General features: G+C 41.4%; 21 protein-coding genes. 10 read left to right on the forward strand and 11 right to left on the reverse strand.

Features of this window, described 5'->3' with window-relative positions; translation table 11 throughout:
- Positions 1-72 precede the first annotated feature (72 nt).
- The gene (locus BSI_RS10890; protein ID WP_003238763.1) at positions 73-282 is read left to right on the forward strand and encodes a YlaI family protein; all 210 of its coding nucleotides are present in this window, start codon (positions 73-75) and stop codon (positions 280-282) included.
- Positions 283-337: 55 nt separating this feature from the next.
- On the opposite strand, the gene BSI_RS10885 is transcribed toward BSI_RS10890, so the two are convergent.
- Together BSI_RS10885 and typA are read right to left on the reverse strand one after the other, a co-directional pair.
- Positions 338-655 (reverse strand): YlaH-like family protein, encoded by a 318-nt coding sequence (locus BSI_RS10885; protein ID WP_003238765.1) that lies wholly within the window; start codon positions 653-655, stop codon positions 338-340.
- A gap of 56 nt (positions 656-711) precedes the next feature.
- Positions 712-2,550 carry a translational GTPase TypA gene (gene typA / locus BSI_RS10880; protein WP_003232278.1) on the reverse strand — a complete coding sequence of 613 codons (1,839 nt, stop codon included), beginning with the start codon at positions 2,548-2,550 and terminating at the stop codon, positions 712-714.
- Positions 2,551-2,662: 112 nt separating this feature from the next.
- Between typA and BSI_RS10875 the strand changes: the two genes are divergently transcribed.
- On the forward strand, positions 2,663-2,851 hold the full coding sequence (locus BSI_RS10875; RefSeq protein WP_003238768.1) for a YlaF family protein: 189 nt from the start codon (positions 2,663-2,665) through the stop codon (positions 2,849-2,851).
- Between the two features lie 271 nt (positions 2,852-3,122).
- The gene (locus BSI_RS10870) at positions 3,123-3,734 is read left to right on the forward strand and encodes a hypothetical protein (protein ID WP_003238770.1); all 612 of its coding nucleotides are present in this window, start codon (positions 3,123-3,125) and stop codon (positions 3,732-3,734) included.
- A 41-nt stretch (positions 3,735-3,775) separates the two neighbouring features.
- Here the strand turns inward: BSI_RS10870 and BSI_RS10865 are convergent, their stop codons facing one another.
- Genes BSI_RS10865 through BSI_RS10850 form a run of 4 tightly spaced genes read right to left on the reverse strand, consistent with a single transcriptional unit; the run spans position 3,776 to position 6,786 of the window.
- Positions 3,776-4,069, reverse strand: a complete 294-nt coding sequence (locus tag BSI_RS10865; RefSeq protein WP_003238772.1) for an anti-sigma factor family protein — start codon at positions 4,067-4,069, stop codon at positions 3,776-3,778.
- Complete coding sequence (locus BSI_RS10860; protein ID WP_032732083.1) at positions 4,066-4,587, reverse strand: sigma-70 family RNA polymerase sigma factor; 522 nt, start codon at positions 4,585-4,587, stop codon at positions 4,066-4,068. Before BSI_RS10860 ends, BSI_RS10865 begins: the two co-directional genes overlap by 4 nt.
- Entirely contained in the window at positions 4,587-4,856 is a 270-nt protein-coding gene (locus BSI_RS10855; protein WP_003238776.1) for a hypothetical protein, read from the reverse strand. Before BSI_RS10855 ends, BSI_RS10860 begins: the two co-directional genes overlap by 1 nt.
- On the reverse strand, positions 4,846-6,786 hold the full coding sequence (locus BSI_RS10850) for a hypothetical protein (RefSeq protein ID WP_080030828.1): 1,941 nt from the start codon (positions 6,784-6,786) through the stop codon (positions 4,846-4,848). Before BSI_RS10850 ends, BSI_RS10855 begins: the two co-directional genes overlap by 11 nt.
- 289 nt (positions 6,787-7,075) lie before the next feature.
- Here BSI_RS10850 and nprE point away from each other — a divergent pair, with 289 nt between their 5' ends.
- From nprE to BSI_RS10830, 4 genes are all read left to right on the forward strand, one after another.
- Positions 7,076-8,641 (forward strand): neutral metalloprotease NprE, encoded by a 1,566-nt coding sequence (gene nprE / locus BSI_RS10845; RefSeq protein ID WP_003238780.1) that lies wholly within the window; start codon positions 7,076-7,078, stop codon positions 8,639-8,641.
- Positions 8,642-8,740: 99 nt separating this feature from the next.
- Positions 8,741-9,175: an Rrf2 family transcriptional regulator gene (locus tag BSI_RS10840; RefSeq protein WP_003238782.1), complete on the forward strand. Its 435-nt coding sequence runs from the start codon at positions 8,741-8,743 to the stop codon at positions 9,173-9,175.
- 75 nt (positions 9,176-9,250) lie between these two features.
- Positions 9,251-10,153 carry a prolyl oligopeptidase family serine peptidase gene (locus tag BSI_RS10835; protein ID WP_003238783.1) on the forward strand — a complete coding sequence of 301 codons (903 nt, stop codon included), beginning with the start codon at positions 9,251-9,253 and terminating at the stop codon, positions 10,151-10,153.
- Positions 10,154-10,295: 142 nt separating this feature from the next.
- A complete protein-coding gene (locus tag BSI_RS10830) occupies positions 10,296-11,210 on the forward strand; it encodes a class I SAM-dependent methyltransferase (RefSeq protein WP_003238785.1) in 915 nt (304 codons plus the stop codon).
- A 72-nt stretch (positions 11,211-11,282) separates the two neighbouring features.
- Here BSI_RS10830 and BSI_RS10825 read toward each other — a convergent pair whose 3' ends face one another.
- The 3 genes from BSI_RS10825 to BSI_RS10815 form a co-directional block, all read right to left on the reverse strand.
- Positions 11,283-11,711: a GNAT family N-acetyltransferase gene (locus tag BSI_RS10825; RefSeq protein WP_003238787.1), complete on the reverse strand. Its 429-nt coding sequence runs from the start codon at positions 11,709-11,711 to the stop codon at positions 11,283-11,285.
- 25 nt (positions 11,712-11,736) lie between these two features.
- Positions 11,737-12,534 carry an inositol-1-monophosphatase gene (suhB, locus tag BSI_RS10820; protein ID WP_003238790.1) on the reverse strand — a complete coding sequence of 266 codons (798 nt, stop codon included), beginning with the start codon at positions 12,532-12,534 and terminating at the stop codon, positions 11,737-11,739.
- 138 nt (positions 12,535-12,672) lie between these two features.
- Positions 12,673-12,861 (reverse strand): YkzI domain-containing protein, encoded by a 189-nt coding sequence (locus BSI_RS10815; protein WP_009967148.1) that lies wholly within the window; start codon positions 12,859-12,861, stop codon positions 12,673-12,675.
- Between the two features lie 239 nt (positions 12,862-13,100).
- On the opposite strand from BSI_RS10815, the gene BSI_RS10810 reads away from it, so the two are divergent.
- Complete coding sequence (locus BSI_RS10810) at positions 13,101-13,739, forward strand: YktB family protein (RefSeq protein WP_003238795.1); 639 nt, start codon at positions 13,101-13,103, stop codon at positions 13,737-13,739.
- A 32-nt stretch (positions 13,740-13,771) separates the two neighbouring features.
- Here BSI_RS10810 and BSI_RS10805 read toward each other — a convergent pair whose 3' ends face one another.
- Positions 13,772-14,038: a UPF0223 family protein gene (locus BSI_RS10805; RefSeq protein WP_003238797.1), complete on the reverse strand. Its 267-nt coding sequence runs from the start codon at positions 14,036-14,038 to the stop codon at positions 13,772-13,774.
- A 184-nt stretch (positions 14,039-14,222) separates the two neighbouring features.
- Between BSI_RS10805 and speA the strand changes: the two genes are divergently transcribed.
- Complete coding sequence (gene speA / locus BSI_RS10800; RefSeq protein ID WP_003238799.1) at positions 14,223-15,695, forward strand: arginine decarboxylase; 1,473 nt, start codon at positions 14,223-14,225, stop codon at positions 15,693-15,695.
- Positions 15,696-15,729: 34 nt separating this feature from the next.
- On the opposite strand, the gene BSI_RS22135 is transcribed toward speA, so the two are convergent.
- Positions 15,730-15,849 carry a GapA-binding peptide SR1P gene (locus BSI_RS22135; protein WP_003232305.1) on the reverse strand — a complete coding sequence of 40 codons (120 nt, stop codon included), beginning with the start codon at positions 15,847-15,849 and terminating at the stop codon, positions 15,730-15,732.
- Between the two features lie 419 nt (positions 15,850-16,268).
- Here BSI_RS22135 and slp point away from each other — a divergent pair, with 419 nt between their 5' ends.
- On the forward strand, positions 16,269-16,643 hold the full coding sequence (slp, locus tag BSI_RS10795) for a peptidoglycan-associated lipoprotein Slp (protein WP_003238801.1): 375 nt from the start codon (positions 16,269-16,271) through the stop codon (positions 16,641-16,643).
- Positions 16,644-16,681: the final 38 nt, after the last annotated feature.

Raw genomic sequence — 16,681 nt, forward strand, 5'->3', positions numbered from 1 at the left:
CGCGCTTTAGCTTTTTCTTATTTTGGACAGCTTCTGATCCGTGCTATAATACATGTTAGTGAAAGAGGTGATATGATGAGGGTCCAATGTTCTATTTGCGATAAAATTGAAACTATTGATGATGATACCCTGATCGCGAAACGGCTTCGAAACCGCCCAATCCATACATATATGTGTCAGGAATGCCACGACCGGATTACCAAAAAAACAGAAGAACGGCTGAAAACGGGAAAATTCACTTTTCATCCGGGACAGCAGAAGAAAGAAAAAGTCAAAAAATAAAGCAACCGCTTTACCATACAGAACAAAAAAGACTCAGCTTCTCAGCTGAGTCTTTTTATGATTTTGCAGACTGTCCCTTTTTCGACTGATACAGCCGAATTTTGTAAATGATTAAAATCAGCGCAGCGACGACCAATCCCTCTGCCACGGGCAAAAACACTCCTAAAAAGGTCAAAACAGTGCAGCCCAAAGCCAGAAATACATACACCACTGCTGATTTTAATACCGGAAGCCGTTTAGCAAAGCCAAGCTTAAACACAATAACGGCCAACACAAAAATCGTGCCGTACAGCAGCCACATGCCTGCCGCAGGCTGCCGGTCTACTTGATATAGAGCGGCGAAGAACGACAGGCGTTCATTTACGTCATTCAAAAAGATTCCCTCCCCTGCAAACGTGCGGGTTCTATCTTTTCAAATTCTGCAAGAGATTAAGACAATCCTGCTGTTTTTTTCTTTTTAGCTGCTTTTTCACGTTCGTTTTTATTGAGGATTTTCTTTCTTAAACGGATGGATTCAGGCGTTACTTCACAGTATTCATCTTCGTTTAAGTACTCTAGAGACTCCTCAAGAGACATGATACGCGCTTTTTTGATTGTAGTTGTCTGATCTTTTGTCGCAGAGCGGACGTTCGTCTGCTGTTTCATTTTGCTGACGTTAACAACAAGATCGTTGTCACGGTTATGCTCTCCAACGATCATTCCTTCGTATACTTCAGTACCAGGCTCAACGAAGATGACACCGCGGTCTTCAATTCCTTGAATACCATAAGATGTCGCTTTTCCGTTTTCCATTGACACAAGCACACCTTGACGGCGTCCGCCGACTTGGCCCGCCTGCATCGGCTGGTAGCTGTCAAACGTATGGTTCAGGATACCGAATCCGCGTGTTAATGACAGGAACTCTGTAGAGTAACCGATCAATCCGCGGGAAGGAACTGTAAAGATGAGACGGACTTGGCCGTTGCCGTTATTAATCATATCAACCATTTCGCCTTTGCGGGCACCCATTGATTCCATGACAGAACCTGTATGCTCTTCAGGAACATCGATTTGTACACGCTCAACAGGCTCACAGCGTACGCCGTCGATTTCTTTGATGATAACTTCAGGTTTTGACACCTGAAGCTCATAGCCTTCCCGGCGCATATTTTCAATTAAAATTGACAAGTGCAGCTCACCGCGTCCGGAAACAACCCAAGCATCAGGAGAAGCTGTAGGCTCGACACGCAAGCTCACATCCGTCTGAAGCTGTGACTGAAGACGCTCTTCGATTTTGCGGGCCGTTACATATTTGCCTTCACGGCCTGCAAACGGACTGTTATTTACGACAAATGTCATTTGAAGTGTCGGCTCATCAATGCGAAGCACTGGAAGCGGATCTTGATGGTCTACAGGACAGACCGTTTCACCAACGTTGATATCTTCCATACCGGAAACCGCAACGAGGTCTCCCGCTTTTGCTTCTTCAATTTCCACACGCTTTAAGCCTTGGAAACCGAAAATCTTTGTTACACGGAATGATTTAGCCGTTCCGTCAAGCTTCATAAGAGAAACCTGCTGGCCGACTTTCATCGTGCCGCGGAAAACGCGTCCGATACCGATACGGCCTACATAGTCGTTGTAGTCAAGAAGGGCAACTTGGAATTGAAGCGGCTCCTCTGCATTATCAACAGGTGCCGGAACATGCTTAATAATCGTTTCATATAAAGCTTCCATGTTTTCATCCTGCTGTTTCGGATCAAGACTCGCTGTTCCATTAATCGCGGAAGCGTATACTACTGGGAACTCGAGCTGCTCTTCATTAGCATCAAGCTCAATGAACAGATCAAGAACCTCATCGATAACTTCCTCAGGACGAGCAAAGTCACGGTCAATTTTGTTTACAACAACAACCGGGTTCAGGTTTTGCTCAAGAGCTTTTTTCAGAACGAAACGAGTTTGAGGCATACAGCCTTCATATGCGTCAACGACAAGCACTACGCCGTCAACCATTTTCATAATCCGTTCTACTTCTCCCCCAAAGTCTGCGTGTCCAGGGGTATCCAAAATATTGATGCGTGTATCTTTATAGTTAATCGCAGTATTTTTCGCCAAAATTGTAATGCCGCGTTCGCGTTCAAGATCATTAGAGTCCATTGCGCGTTCAGCAACCTGTTCGTTGGCACGGAACGTACCAGCCTGATGTAAAAGCTGATCGACTAGAGTCGTTTTCCCATGGTCAACGTGGGCAATAATCGCGATGTTGCGAAGATCATTTCGAAGTTTCACTTTTTCATCTCCTAATAAAATTAGATAACTTTCATATTATACCACACATCCTCTTTAAAAGCGTCACGTTTTTCTGTAAACTTATTATAAGACGTAAAAGGGGATGGAAAATATGAAAAAAATGAATTGGCTTTTATTATTATTTGCATTTGCAGCGGTTTTCAGCATTATGCTGATCGGCGTCTTTATCGCTGAAAAAAGCGCAATAGGCATTGCAGCCAGCATTGTACTTGTTTGCGCCGTTATGGGCGGCGGATTTACATTAAAAAAGAAAATGCGCGAGCAGGGCTTGCTTGATTAAAAGCATTGCCCCACTGGAGACATTGTAATCAAAAAACACCGCAAAGAAAGCGGTGTTTTTTATTTCATTAAGTCTTATCTCCCCTGTTTCTTAGTCGGGAAGATGCAAAACAGGATCCATACATAGACAATCGTTCTAACGATTACACATGTGACGGCCAAAAGTAGTTCGGCAACGGCATACATAAAATACCATAGAGCCTATTTTTCTCATACTAATCTCTCCCTATAATGGAATTTGTAACACAATTCATAAAAGGGAGAGAAGAAACATGAAGAAAACATTTGTAAAAAAAGCTATGCTAACGACTGCCGCAATGACCTCAGCCGCTCTATTAACGTTCGGCCCTGATGCAGCCAGCGCAAAAACATTGGCTGATAACACTGTTGTTCATGTTCAGCATCAGACAATCACAAACGAAGATCTCAATACATTCATTGATGTATTAAATCAATGTATATACGAACAAGACGGTGTGTATTATTTTGACAGTGAAAAAGCTGTCGAGCTAGGAATGACAAAAGAAGAGGCTCAAGTAATCGCAACATTATGGGAGTCGACATCAGAGTTTTTCAATGTTGTTTCACAATGTGTGTATGTCGAAGATGGAAATTACAAATTTGATACAGAAAAAGCAATTGAACTTGGCTTCACAGAAAAAGAAGCACTCGCACTTGAACAATTTTTCTCTGCTGTTTCCCTAAAGATCCACATTCTTCAAGCAGCCATTGTATTACAAGACGGTGTATACAGCTATGATAAAGATGCAGCGGTACAAGCAGGCGCGACACCTCTGCAAGCTGACGTTTACGAAAAACTCTTCGGTGCTCTGTCACAAGAACAGCTTGCCGCAATCTACGAAATGATTCATCCCCAAGTTTAATCTAAAAAAGCGCTTGTCCGTGTTCCGGCAAGCGCTTTTCCTTATATCAGCAGTTTGATGATCAGCATCACGGCAACCGCCGCTCCAAACCAGCAGGCAGCTTTAACGATCAGCAAACCGTAGTACCTCTGTTTAAACCGTATTTCCTCTTCCGGCAGAAAATTCTCCTCAACGGCCTGTTCACCTTCCAATTCAAAAGGCTCAGCCATCATGTCAAACATTTCTCTGCAGCTGCTGCAGGTTTTTAAATGCTCTTCAATGACGTGTTCCGTTTCTCTTTTACAATCACCTTCAAGATACAGAGGAAGCAAGTCTCTTACTAGAAAGCAGGTCATATCCCCTCCTCCTCTCTTCTTTTCGCCATGTTTTTTTTAAGCTCTAATCTGGCCCGGTGAAGTGTGGTTTTCACCTTTGAAAGACTCCATCCTAATATCTCCGCGATTTCTTCATAAGAAAGCTCTTGGAATTCTCTTAAAATCAAAACGGATTGATGCTGATCCTTTAACTGCAGGAGCTCCTGCCGAAGTGTTTCGTTTTTTACCATCCGTGACAGATACTGTTCAGGCTGTTCATAAGTTGTCTGCGTTAACCCTTCATTTTTGCTGATATCAGTAAATTGGTATTTGACATCCCTGCGATACCAATTAACAAAGGTGTGATGTGCAATTGTATAAAGCCACGTTCTGATGGAAGAATGCCCCCTAAACGAAGACAAACCGTTTAGAGCTTTCACAAATGTGTCCTGCGCTAAGTCCTTGGCTGTTTCAAGGTGATGAGTCCTTCTGAATAAATAATTCAAAATTTCTTGGTAATACTGTCGATACAAGTCCTCAATAGAATCCCTATGCTTCATTAAAAGTAAAACCACACCGTCATCCAGATGGCCAATAAAATGAAACAGATATACATGGAAGACAGGTATACTTTCATATGTCTAATTTGGTTCTCTTCTTCAGCACCCGGGCTTCTCTTGAAACAAGATTCACTCTTTAAGCCTTCCGCGCTCTTTTGATATAAGGGCTCATGCTGTTTCATCCATTCCATTGATTCATCCTCTAGCTCACCCTCTTTATATAGGTCGTATAAATCTAAAAAAACAGACTCTTTTTCTTTATGATTCATAAAGACTTTTCACCTCTTGTGTTTCTCCATCCACCACGTAAGCATCATGGCGGTTTGACCCGAACGGCTGAATAATGATCAGCCATGCATAATGGCGTTCATTTCCTCTTTGAATGATAATCGGACGCATGCGCTTTTTATAAATGACATCCCGATATGCAGCAGCTACTTTTTCATAAGCCAATTTTCCATCACGATACGTATAAGGAAATGATTTATGCCGTGTATCGCTGTAAACATCAACGTTAAGCATCCCTTGATCTTCAAAAAACTCGTACGTTTTAGAAGAGTCATGATACACCACCGCATCACTCTGCCTGCTTTTTTTCTTCATTTCTGATACATCAGCATCGAAGACCGATAATATTTGCTGTTGCAGCCGACTGTTTGTCAATGAGATATTCTTTTTCGTTGGAAGCGAAAGACGTTGTAAACTGCCGGATTCACTTTCAAAGTCCAAAACAATTCCGTCTTTTGTTTCAACTTGCACTAAACTTCCAAGCAGGCTGTCGCTTTCAATATCTGTGATCTGATAAGGCTGTTTCGGTATGTTTAAAACTGCAAACATTTCCTTCACTTTGTCGTGTATGTCTCGTTCTGTGATATGAACATGCTGAAGAGTATTAAGCTGATAAATAGAAGGATCTTCACCAAAGCCCATTAAGGTTTCCTTTTCCCAATAAAATACTGTGCCTTCATCATCGTTATCTTTTTTATGAAATTGATTTTTCAAGAATATATGTACGACTGTCTGGTCGTCTTCTTTGGATACCGCTGTTTCGACATGATCCTTGTTTAACACACGGCCATGCCGTTCAAGGAAAGCAACGGATTTCCGGACGTACTCTTGATCAGTCAGCGTTTTCCCCCGCGGCTTTTTCAAGTACTGATAATTAAGAATCAGCTGTGACACCTCATCCACTTCAGCCTCATAGCTCATGCTTTCAAATGAGTAGAAATAATGCACATCCATCTTTGAATCATGCAAATACAATGTCTCATCCGTAGGAAAAAATGACTTTAGTATCTGTTCCGCTTTTTCTGATGAAATGTGCTCTCCTACAAAATTGAATGAATCGTGGACATTTGCTGGCTTTGATACAGCGAAAGCAGCCGTTCCTACGTTATATATCGGATTTAATAGCAAGATAAAAAACACAATGACAGCCATCGTCAGCCACTTATTCACACGCACATAAACCTTTCCTGACTTTTGGAACAGATGATAGCTCATCAAAAATCCCGCCATTGTTAAATAAATCGTATATGGCATCACTGCACCATAGTCAATCGAGATATGCTCAGGATATGGCGCAAGCAGCAGGACAAGCAGTCCGATAATCAGCGTATAAAATAAACCCAGTAAAATCTTATTTGTTCTCCAATACAGTTTGAAAAACAGTACATTCAACACAATAGGTAGAATGATGATTAAAAACAGGAACACGAAATCAATCGGCTCGACCCCATCAGGATATTCCTTCAAAAACGAAAAGAAACTGAATATCATTTGTACAATCGGCAAACTGACAACGGCAAGATCAAACGTATAAAACATGCCTTTTCCGCCATGATCACGAAGCACAAGCATATAGTGAAAAGCCGTCAGCAGCACGTATCCGTATAACAAAAAATGCAACAGCGGCAGCAGTTCATTTCCATCATCCCTCAAGTAAGCGCTGGAAAAGTTTGTTACTTGCACCTGATGAATGAGTTCAACAGATACCCCGGCCAGCAAAACAATCCGCAATAAGACACCTACCAAGAACATTGTGCGGTACCGGTTTATTTTAGGATGATGCACCAATAGATATAAGCCCGCAAGAACAACAATGGACCATTGAATCAGCAAGGTGCTTTGTCTGCTTAATATAAAATAACGTTCGAAATGTAATACATAATGACTGAATAACTCCAACAAGAACAACAATCCTTTACTTCTTATTAAGGCCTCAGTCGGTTAGACAGCCGGCTTGTCAAAAAGTTTCAATAAGAAACAAAAAATCTCTCATCTTCTCCTTGATATGTAAAAAGACATAACACTTGCAATGCACCATCACATGACACATGACTCATCTTGATATTATTCAGCAAAAATAAACACAGGACAATTCTATCAATTTTGTCTAGTTATGTTAGTTTTTGTTGAGTATTCCAGAATGCTAGTTTAATATAACGATATAAAGATTTTTCAGTATTTTCAAAAAGGGGGATTTATTGTGGGTTTAGGTAAGAAATTGTCTGTTGCTGTCGCTGCTTCGTTTATGAGTTTGTCAATCAGCCTTCCTGGTGTTCAGGCTGCTGAAAGTCATCAGCTTAAAGAGAATCAAACAAATTTCCTCTCCAAAAACGCAATTGCGCAATCAGAACTATCTGCACCAAATGACAAGGCTGTCAAACAGTTTTTGAAAAAGAACAGTAACATTTTCAAAGGTGACCCTGCTAAAAGGCTGAAGCTAGTTGAAAGCACGACTGATGACCTTGGGTACAAGCACTTTCGATATGCGCCTGTGGTTAACGGAGTGCCTATTAAAGATTCACAAGTGATCGTTCACGTCGATAAATCCGATAATGTCTATGCGATCAATGGCGAATTACACAATCAATCTGCTGGCAAAACAGAAAACAGCAAAAAAGTCTCTTCTGAAAAAGCGCTGGCACTCGCTTTCAAAGCCATCGGCAAATCACCGGACGCTGTTTCTAACGGAACGGCCAAAAACAGTGATAAAGCCGAGTTAAAAGCGGTAGAAACAAAGGACGGCAGCTATCGTCTTGCTTACGATGTGACGATTCGCTATATCGAGCCTGAACCTGCAAACTGGGAAGTCTTAGTTGATGCCGAAACAGGCAGCATATTAAAACAGCAAAATAAAGTAGAGCATGCTGCCGCCACTGGAAGCGGAACAACTCTAAAGGGCGCAACCGTTCCTTTGAACATCTCTTATGAGAGCGGAAAATACGTTCTAAGAGATCTTTCAAAACCAACAGGCACTCAAATCATCACATATGACTTGCAAAACAGACAAAGCCGCCTTCCGGGAACGCTTGTCTCAAGCACAACTAATACATTTACAACTTCATCTCAGCGGGCAGCCGTTGACGCCCACTATAACCTTGGTAAAGTGTACGATTATTTTTATTCGACATTTAAACGGAACAGCTATGATAACAAAGGTAGTAAAATCGTTTCTTCCGTTCACTACGGCACTCGGTATAACAATGCTGCATGGACAGGCGATCAAATGATTTACGGTGACGGCGACGGATCATTCTTCTCTCCGCTTTCCGGCTCATTAGATGTGACAGCACATGAAATGACACATGGCGTCACTCAAGAAACGGCCAACTTGATTTATGAAAATCAGCCGGGGGCATTAAACGAATCATTCTCTGACGTATTCGGTTATTTTACAGATACAGAAGACTGGGACATTGGTGAAGACATTACAGTCAGCCAGCCTGCTCTCCGCAGCCTGTCCAATCCGACAAAATACGATCAGCCTGACAACTACGCCGATTATCAAAACCTTCCAAACACAGATGAAGGCGATTATGGCGGCGTACACATAAACAGCGGAATTCCAAACAAAGCCGCTTACAATACCATTACAAAGCTTGGTGTATCTAAATCACAGCAAATCTATTATCGTGCGTTAACAACGTACCTCACGCCTTCTTCCACGTTCAAAGATGCAAAAGCAGCTCTTATTCAGTCTGCCCGTGATCTGTACGGCTCAACTGATGCCGCTAAAGTTGAAGCAGCCTGGAATGCTGTTGGATTGTAATATCAGAAAAAGCCTGAGATCTCTCAGGCTTTTTTTCGTTACATGTATTGATTTTCGTTTCTGTTGTAATTATAATCATTACAACGAAAGGATGATACCATGAGAATCAGCACCCGCTTCACGATAGCCGTACATATGTTGTCTCTATTAAATGTGCAGACTGATCACCTCACCTCAGAACAAATGGCTGACAGCGTAAATACCAATCCAGTCATTATCCGCCAAATCAGCCGCTTATTAAAAAAAGCAGGTCTAATCGATGTGAAAAGGGGTTCGGGTGGGGCTTATTTATTAAAAGATGCAGACGCCATCACTTTATACGACATCTATAAGGCCACTGAAGTTGTTGAAGAAGGCGCGCTTTTTCATTCCCATGAAAACCCCAACCCAAACTGCTGGGTCGGAGCAAATATTCATCGTGTTCTCGAGCTCATTTTATTAAAAGCCCAAGACGCCATGGAGAATATATTGAAGGAAACAAGCGTAAAAGAACTGACTGAATTAATCGTTCAAAAAAGGAATGCTTCACAGTAAGCATACTTTTTTTATAACCGTTGTAATGAAGTTTATTACAACAGATAAACCCTATTTCATACTGGAGTTGATGAGATGAAAGAAATAAAAGAACTTCATTGGGAGCAAAATGTTAATTCATATGTACAACTTATTCCTGATATTGAATTTTCAACCGTAGAAAATACTACTCTTACATTAAATTTGTTGGTGCGCCGCGATCCAATGGATGCGTTGTTTGACAAAAAAGGCAACCAAGAAACCTATCCTTTAATAATTTATTTACAAGGATGCGGCTGGGGCTGGACAAAACAGGATACATACGCCTTTTTGCCTCAGCTTGCTGAATTTGCAAAAGAGGGGTACACCGTCGCAAGTGTGCAGTACAGAGGAAGCGGCGATGCAGTCTTCCCCGCTCAGCTGCAGGATGTAAAAACAGCAGTACGTTTTTTAAAAGCCAACGCTTCAGCATACAATATTGATCCGCAAAACATTGGGGTTTGGGGAGATTCTTCCGGCGGACACTTGGCTCTACTGCTCGGATTAACTGAAGGATTAAAAGAATTCGATGGAAACCGGGAATATGCACATGTATCGAGTCGAGTGCAGGCCATTGCAGATTGGTTTGGGCCGACCGATTTACTGACAATGAGCCGATATCCGTCTATTTTTGACCATGACTCCCCTCATTCTCCTGAATCAAAGCTTATTGGCGGGGCAATTCAGGAACATAAGGAAAAAGCCAGAAAAGCCAGCCCTATTGAATATGTACATCGCAAGGCGCCGCCAATTCTTATTATGCATGGTGATCAGGATGACGTCGTTCCGTATGAGCAAAGCGCTGAATTTTATCACGCACTAAAAAAAGCAGGCCACGATGCCATTATGTATAAAATAAAGGAGGCCGGACATATCGGTTTTACCCAGCATCATACTCTTAACATTGTAAAAGATTTTTTTAACTGCTATCTAAAGAATGAACGTAAGCATATGAAATAAAGGAAGTTCATACGACTGAAGAAAGAGCAAAAACATTGACAAAAAATTTTATTTATGCTATAATTTACTATTAATATATTTATATGTATAATAAGATTCTCCTGGCCAGGGGAATCTTATTTTTTTATGGGAGGATCATTTCATGAGGAAAAATGAGTCCAGCTTAACGTCTTTGATTTCAGCTTTTGCCCGTGCGTATCACAGCCGATATGACACGCCTCTCATTTTTGATGATTTTATTGCAAAAGAGCTTATTAACGAAAAAGAGTTTTCCGACATCAGCGAGAATATGATTCAAGGAATCACGTTTTTCAATAAAGAGATTGCTGAACGCCTGCAAAATGATCCCGAAGAAATATTAAAATGGGTTACGCAAGTCCAGCTGTCGCCCACGCCCTTAGCACGTGCTTCGTATAGCGAAAAAGTCTTACACAACGAATTAATGCTTGGAGCAAAACAGTATGTCATTCTTGGGGCCGGGCTCGATACTTTCTGTTTTCGGCATCCTGAATTGGAAAACAGCTTACAAGTTTTCGAGGTTGATCATCCGGCTACACAGCAATTCAAAAAAAATAAACTGACAGATGCAAATCTGACAGTTCCTGAACATCTTCACTTTGTTCCTATGGATTTTACCAAAACGTTTTCGTATCAGCCTCTTATAGATAAAGGATTTGAAAACACAAAAACATTCTTTAGCCTTCTGGGAGTGTCTTATTATTTAACACGAGAAGAAAATGCAATCTTGATCAGCAATTTATTTTCTCATGTCCCATCAGGGAGCTCTATCGTTTTTGATTATGCGGACGAAACACTCTTTACAGCAAAAGGAACATCAAATAGAGTTGAACATATGGTGAAGATGGCTGCTGCAAGCGGAGAACCGATGAAATCTTGTTTTACTTATGATGAAATTGAAAGAATGTTAGAGTCATCAGGTTTGCTGATTTATGAACATCTATCACCAGACGACATTAATGGCCTTTTCTTTGGCAATCGAACAGACTATTTGTCAGCGTTTGAAGCGATTCATTATATTCATGCAGTGAAAAAATAATTTTTTAACAGATGCCTCTCAATTTTGGGAGGCTTTTTAAGGTACTGGCATAAAAAAAGTAAGCTGCCGTCATCATACGGCAGCTTCCGCTAAAGGCTTTACCAGGATCAAAAATGATTTGCCTTTCTCATCATTTTCCGTTTTCAGCTGTTCAAAGCCGCATTGGCTCAAAAACAGTATCCATTCACTGCGGTCAATGGGAACTGCCGCAAACATCGCTTTATGTTTGTCTCTAAGCGATTTGCTGATCCGCTCAATGATTATCCTCGCATGCCCCTTTTTTTCTTCAGCCGGGTCTACCAGCACCGTTCCAAGCCACGGCTTTCCGTTGGAAGGCGCCCACTCGAGATGATAGCTGACGGCAACAGGCTGACCGTCTTTTTCCCATACAAGCCATGACCCGTTGTACATGGAATAGGAGATTATATAGCTTTCTGCATCTTTCTCCCCAAACTCCTCCTCTTTCCATACAGGATGAGCCTCCGCGAGCTTCTCTAACAAGCTGAGGTCATCCTGTTCAAAAGGCCTACTTTCCAGCATGAAGATACTCTTCAAATATCGTTTTATGTATAGATGGGTTTCCGGCCAGCACACTGTGATTTTCTAAAAAGGTAAACGGCTCTCCCTCAATGGTCGTATAAAAGCCTCCTACTTCATTTAACAGCACACAGCCGGCTGCATAATCCCATGGCGCAAGCCGCATCGTGATGTAAGCATCTATTCTTCCTGCCGCAACATTTGCCAGCTCTAAAGCAGCAGAACCGTAGGAGCGAGTGCCTCTGACTCTTTTCACAAGGGGCGCTAGCACACTTGGATCAATTCTTCTGTTTTCCGTCACCCATGTCGCATTAATGGCAAGAATCGCTTCTTCAATGACGGTTTCTTTTAAGGGAGCCAGCTTTGTTTCATTCATATAAGCTCCTCTGCCGCTAAATGCGTGATACAGCTCATCATGCACCACATCATAAATTAACCCGATTTTCCCTTCTCCGTTTTCAAAAATTCCGATTGAAATTGCGAAATTTCTTTGCTGGTGCACAAAATTCATCGTCCCGTCAATCGGGTCGATAATCCAGACGACTCCCTCCAGTGAGTGGAGTTTGTCCCCTTGCCCTTCTTCGCCGAGTATGCGGTGTCCCGGAAACGTTTCTTGAATGCGGTCAATGAAAAACTTTTCCGTTTCTTTGTCAATATTGGTGACTAAATCATTCGGATTTGATTTCGTTTCAATTGTCAGGCTTTCATGCATGGATTGTTTAATTCTCGCGCCTGCTTCTCTTACCCATTTCTTTGCTATTTCATCAATTTCCGTCCAATTTGTCATTCGTGCGTACCTCTCTTCTATGTAGACCTTTATTTTATAGGATACTGATAACGGCGGTGAAAAAGCAAGGAAAATGAAAAATATCCCTTCTCATGTAAAAACGAACCATTCACGCGGTTCGTTTTCACTATCGCTTTTTTACCCGTTAAGACGAATCCATTCTTTTCTGAGTCGCTCAAGTTTGTTTTTGCTTTGCTCAATCTGTTCTTCATTTTCTTTTTGCATTGCTTCATATAGGGTTGCCAATTCATAATCAACCTCTAGTCTCCAGACAGCTACACGATTGTTTTTCTCTTCCTTAAATCCCTCTTTCACAACTTGCCTCATTGTCTTTCGCCCCTTCCAGAGATCATTTGTTTGTAAAAAAGCATCCCATTTTGCCATTCAACAATGATTACTTCTTATATCGTATGATTGTTCTATTTACGCGTAACATGATTCTGAAAATTGTGTGTTTACCTACTCGTTTATTACCACATTTCCCCTTTCTTCAAACGCGCTCAATCTTTTTGCCGCTCGTCCTAACTGTGATAAAATATGTATACTTAGCATGAAGGAGGAAAATCATGACACAAATGCGTTTTACGGAGGAAGACTTTAACACATTTACAATAGAAGGCTTAGACGCGCGCATGGAAGTATTAAAAGAGACGGTCCGTCCGAAGCTTACAGCTCTAGGCGAACATTTTGCCCCAACTTTATCAGCTCTAACCGGAGATGAAATGTTTCCGCATGTGGCAAAGCACGCAAGAAGATCCGTCAATCCCCCTGCTGACAGCTGGGTAGCGTTCGCAAACAGCAAAAGAGGCTATAAAAAACTGCCGCATTTTCAGATTGGTTTATGGGAAAGCCACGTATTTGTGTGGTTCGCGATTATTTATGAATCCCCTATCAAAGAAGAATACGGCAAATTGCTTGAAGCGAATCAGGAAACGATTACCAAGAATATTCCAGACAGCTTCGTTTGGTCCGCAGATCACACAAAACCGGGAGTACATAAGCAGTCTGAAATGGACAAGGAACAGCTGAAGACGTTGTTTGAGCGTTTGCAGACTATAAAGAAAGCCGAGCTGTTATGCGGCATCCAGCTTCAAAAAGAAGAAGTGCTGAATATGAATAATCAGGAATTCCTTCAGCGTATCGACGATGCCTTCCAGCAGCTTGCTTTTCTGTACCGTTTCACCCAAAAAGTATCACAAGCATAAAAAAGAGCCGGGATATCACCCGGCTCTTTTTCTTACATCTTAATCTTCGCCTGATCAGATTCTCTTGCTTGTTTGACCGTACGATAAGGAGAGTATGTACTTTGTTCTTCAAACTCGCTGCATAGCTTTTTCTCCTCGGCCTTCCCCGGGACAATCTCCTTGAAACGGCGGTAAGCTTTAAGCAGTTCTTCACGATCCGCGCCTTTTTCATATGCATGCTCAACCTGCTGGAAAAACGCAATCACATCTACTGCTTCTTCGGTTGTCCAATCTTCATTCATCGGATATTGGTATTCCATTTTCTTCACTCCTTATAGATTTGCTTCCCTTAAGAGAAAGCATCTTCATTTGATCATAAATTGTTCTTTACATTCTTTCAAGTTCATAATATAATTCATTTGTTTTACGTCTAAAAAACGGTTGAGAAACTGATTTTAATACACACTATTATGCATAGGTATGATTACAAAGGTGGGAAAACAATTGTCGCAACATGAAACACCCTTATACACAGGACTGAAAAAGCATGCAAGCAGACAGCCTGTTCAATTCCACATTCCCGGCCATAAAAAAGGGGCAGGAATGGACCCAGAATTCAGACAATTTATCGGTGAAAACGCGTTAAGCATAGATTTAATCAATATTGAACCATTAGATGACCTGCACGCGCCAAAAGGCATCATTAAACAAGCACAGGATCTGGCGGCTGAAGCATTTGGCGCGGACCACACATTTTTTTCTGTTCAAGGAACAAGCGGCGCCATTATGACAATGGTGATGGCTGTTTGCGGACCTGGAGATAAAATTATTATTCCAAGAAATGTGCACAAATCAATTATGACAGCTATTGTATTTTCCGGAGCGATCCCAATCTTTATTCATCCTGAAATTGACAATGAATTGGGCATCTCCCACGGCATTACACTTGAATCTGCTAAACGGGCGCTTACCGAGCACCCAGATGCAAAAGGGCTTCTCGTCATCAACCCGACATATTTCGGTGTTGCAGCCGACTTAAAAAGCATCGTAGAACTCGCTCATTCGTTCGATGTGCCGGTGCTTGTTGATGAAGCACACGGCGTTCATATTCATTTTCACGATGAATTGCCGCTTTCAGCTATGCAGGCAGGAGCAGACATAGCAGCGACAAGTGTCCACAAACTGGGCGGATCACTAACACAAAGCTCTATTTTAAACATGAGAGAAGGCCTTGTATCTAAAGACAGAGTGCAATCTATCCTGAGCATGCTGACAACAACGTCAACATCTTACTTGCTTCTCGCCTCTCTGGATGTTGCCAGAAAACGCCTTGCAACAGAAGGCCATCAGCTTGCTGAGGAGACACTGAAGCTTGCCAACCAGACGAGAGATCGCCTCAATCAGATTGAAGGCATTTATTGTGTCGGTTCTGAGATTCTTGGTTCGAAAGCAGCTTACAGCTATGACCCGACAAAATTGATTATCTCTGTCAAAAATCTTGGGCTTACAGGTCATGACGTTGAAAAATGGCTTCGTGAATCCTTTAATATTGAAGTTGAGCTTTCAGATCTGTACAATATTTTGTGTATTTTCACCCCTGGTGACAGCCAAAATGATGCAGACCGGCTTGTAGAGGCTTTAACGGAGATCGCACATCAAATGTCAGAACAAGATGTAACACATCAGCAAACTGAGGTTCTGCTTCCGGAAATTCCTTTATTGGCAATGACACCGCGTGATGCTTTCTATGCAAATACGGAAGTCATTCCATTAAAAGAAGCATCCGGACGGATTATCGCTGAATTTGTCATGGTATATCCGCCTGGTATCCCAATCTTCATTCCAGGTGAGATTATTACAGAAGAAAACATCAGCTACATTTTCAAGAACCTCGACGCAGGTCTCCCTGTTCAAGGGCCTGAAGACTCGACGCTAAACATGATCCGGGTCATTAAAGAGCAAAAAGCGATTCAATAAATAAAAAGCATGCGGCTTGAGCCGCATGCTTTTTTTACTCTTCATCAACAGGACATTGACATTGTCCGCAGCATGTTCCGTATAATGTTGTCACTTTCTCATCTTCAAAGTAATGAATGGCTTCGTTGCAATCTTGGCAAACAATCGTACCCATCTCTCATTCCCCATTTCTTTGAAATTTGAAAACGCTTAATTTCTTTTGTTGCTATTATATTAATATGTCACATTTAAAATGTCAACAACAAATTGTATAACACATTTATTTCTATATCCTTATATATAGCATATTTTTTCATCTTCCATCACACTATATCTTCTTCATGCAACAGCTTTAATCGATACATATGCCAAAACACATTTATAATTTCATGTTTTCTTGAACGTTTATTGAAGAACTACAGCGATAAATCCTATATACCCCCAGATCGCTATTTTAAACGATTGATATGATATGTAATGTCACTTTAAAAACGGTTTCAATTATATAACAATTAGGTAACAAGAAGCAGTTTAAGCCGCCTCTCATGATAAACTAAAACTAGTTTACTATTGTTTATACAGAGGAGAAGATAGATGCGATATCGCGCGGTATTCCCCATACTGATAATAGTATTTGCTTTATCGGGCTGTACGCTTTCCACCATCAATCCGATGAAAAAAAGCCGGATTGACAACATTCATCATACACAAATCCTGTTTTTTTCTGATGAAAACCAAATTGACCAGGAAGCGCCATATTATGATGCACTGCTTGATTTAGAAAAAGATTATCCTGAGCAAATAGATAAAATGAAGGTCTATGATAACAAAGAGGGCTGGGAAGATGAGATTGAAACCGTCCCTACCCTTATGGTTGTGGATCAGCGCCATGTCGTGGTGAAAATTGAGGGATGTGTGAAAAAGAAAGAAGACATCATTAAACCATTACAGCATGTGCTGTCAAAATAAAAAAACAGCCCCGCTTTGAGCGAGGGCTGTTTTTGATA

Source organism: Bacillus inaquosorum KCTC 13429 (assembly GCF_000332645.1).
GTDB classification, from domain to species: Bacteria; Bacillota; Bacilli; order Bacillales; family Bacillaceae; genus Bacillus; species Bacillus inaquosorum.

Bases quoted from the DNA above. Each gene is read 5' to 3' on its own strand.
- BSI_RS10890 (WP_003238763.1), top strand. From the start codon at position 73: ATGATGAGGGTCCAATGTTCTATTTGCGATAAAATTGAAACTATTGAT.
- BSI_RS10875 (WP_003238768.1), top strand. From the start codon at position 2,663: ATGAAAAAAATGAATTGGCTTTTATTATTATTTGCATTTGCAGCGGTT.
- BSI_RS10870 (WP_003238770.1), top strand. From the start codon at position 3,123: ATGAAGAAAACATTTGTAAAAAAAGCTATGCTAACGACTGCCGCAATG.
- BSI_RS10865 (WP_003238772.1), bottom strand. From the start codon at position 4,069: ATGACCTGCTTTCTAGTAAGAGACTTGCTTCCTCTGTATCTTGAAGGT.
- BSI_RS10860 (WP_032732083.1), bottom strand. From the start codon at position 4,587: ATGAAGCATAGGGATTCTATTGAGGACTTGTATCGACAGTATTACCAA.
- BSI_RS10855 (WP_003238776.1), bottom strand. From the start codon at position 4,856: ATGAATCATAAAGAAAAAGAGTCTGTTTTTTTAGATTTATACGACCTA.
- BSI_RS10840 (WP_003238782.1), top strand. From the start codon at position 8,741: ATGAGAATCAGCACCCGCTTCACGATAGCCGTACATATGTTGTCTCTA.
- BSI_RS10835 (WP_003238783.1), top strand. From the start codon at position 9,251: ATGAAAGAAATAAAAGAACTTCATTGGGAGCAAAATGTTAATTCATAT.
- BSI_RS10830 (WP_003238785.1), top strand. From the start codon at position 10,296: ATGAGGAAAAATGAGTCCAGCTTAACGTCTTTGATTTCAGCTTTTGCC.
- suhB (WP_003238790.1), bottom strand. From the start codon at position 12,534: ATGACAAATTGGACGGAAATTGATGAAATAGCAAAGAAATGGGTAAGA.
- BSI_RS10815 (WP_009967148.1), bottom strand. From the start codon at position 12,861: ATGAGGCAAGTTGTGAAAGAGGGATTTAAGGAAGAGAAAAACAATCGT.
- BSI_RS10810 (WP_003238795.1), top strand. From the start codon at position 13,101: ATGACACAAATGCGTTTTACGGAGGAAGACTTTAACACATTTACAATA.
- BSI_RS10805 (WP_003238797.1), bottom strand. From the start codon at position 14,038: ATGGAATACCAATATCCGATGAATGAAGATTGGACAACCGAAGAAGCA.
- BSI_RS22135 (WP_003232305.1), bottom strand. From the start codon at position 15,849: ATGGGTACGATTGTTTGCCAAGATTGCAACGAAGCCATTCATTACTTT.
- slp (WP_003238801.1), top strand. From the start codon at position 16,269: ATGCGATATCGCGCGGTATTCCCCATACTGATAATAGTATTTGCTTTA.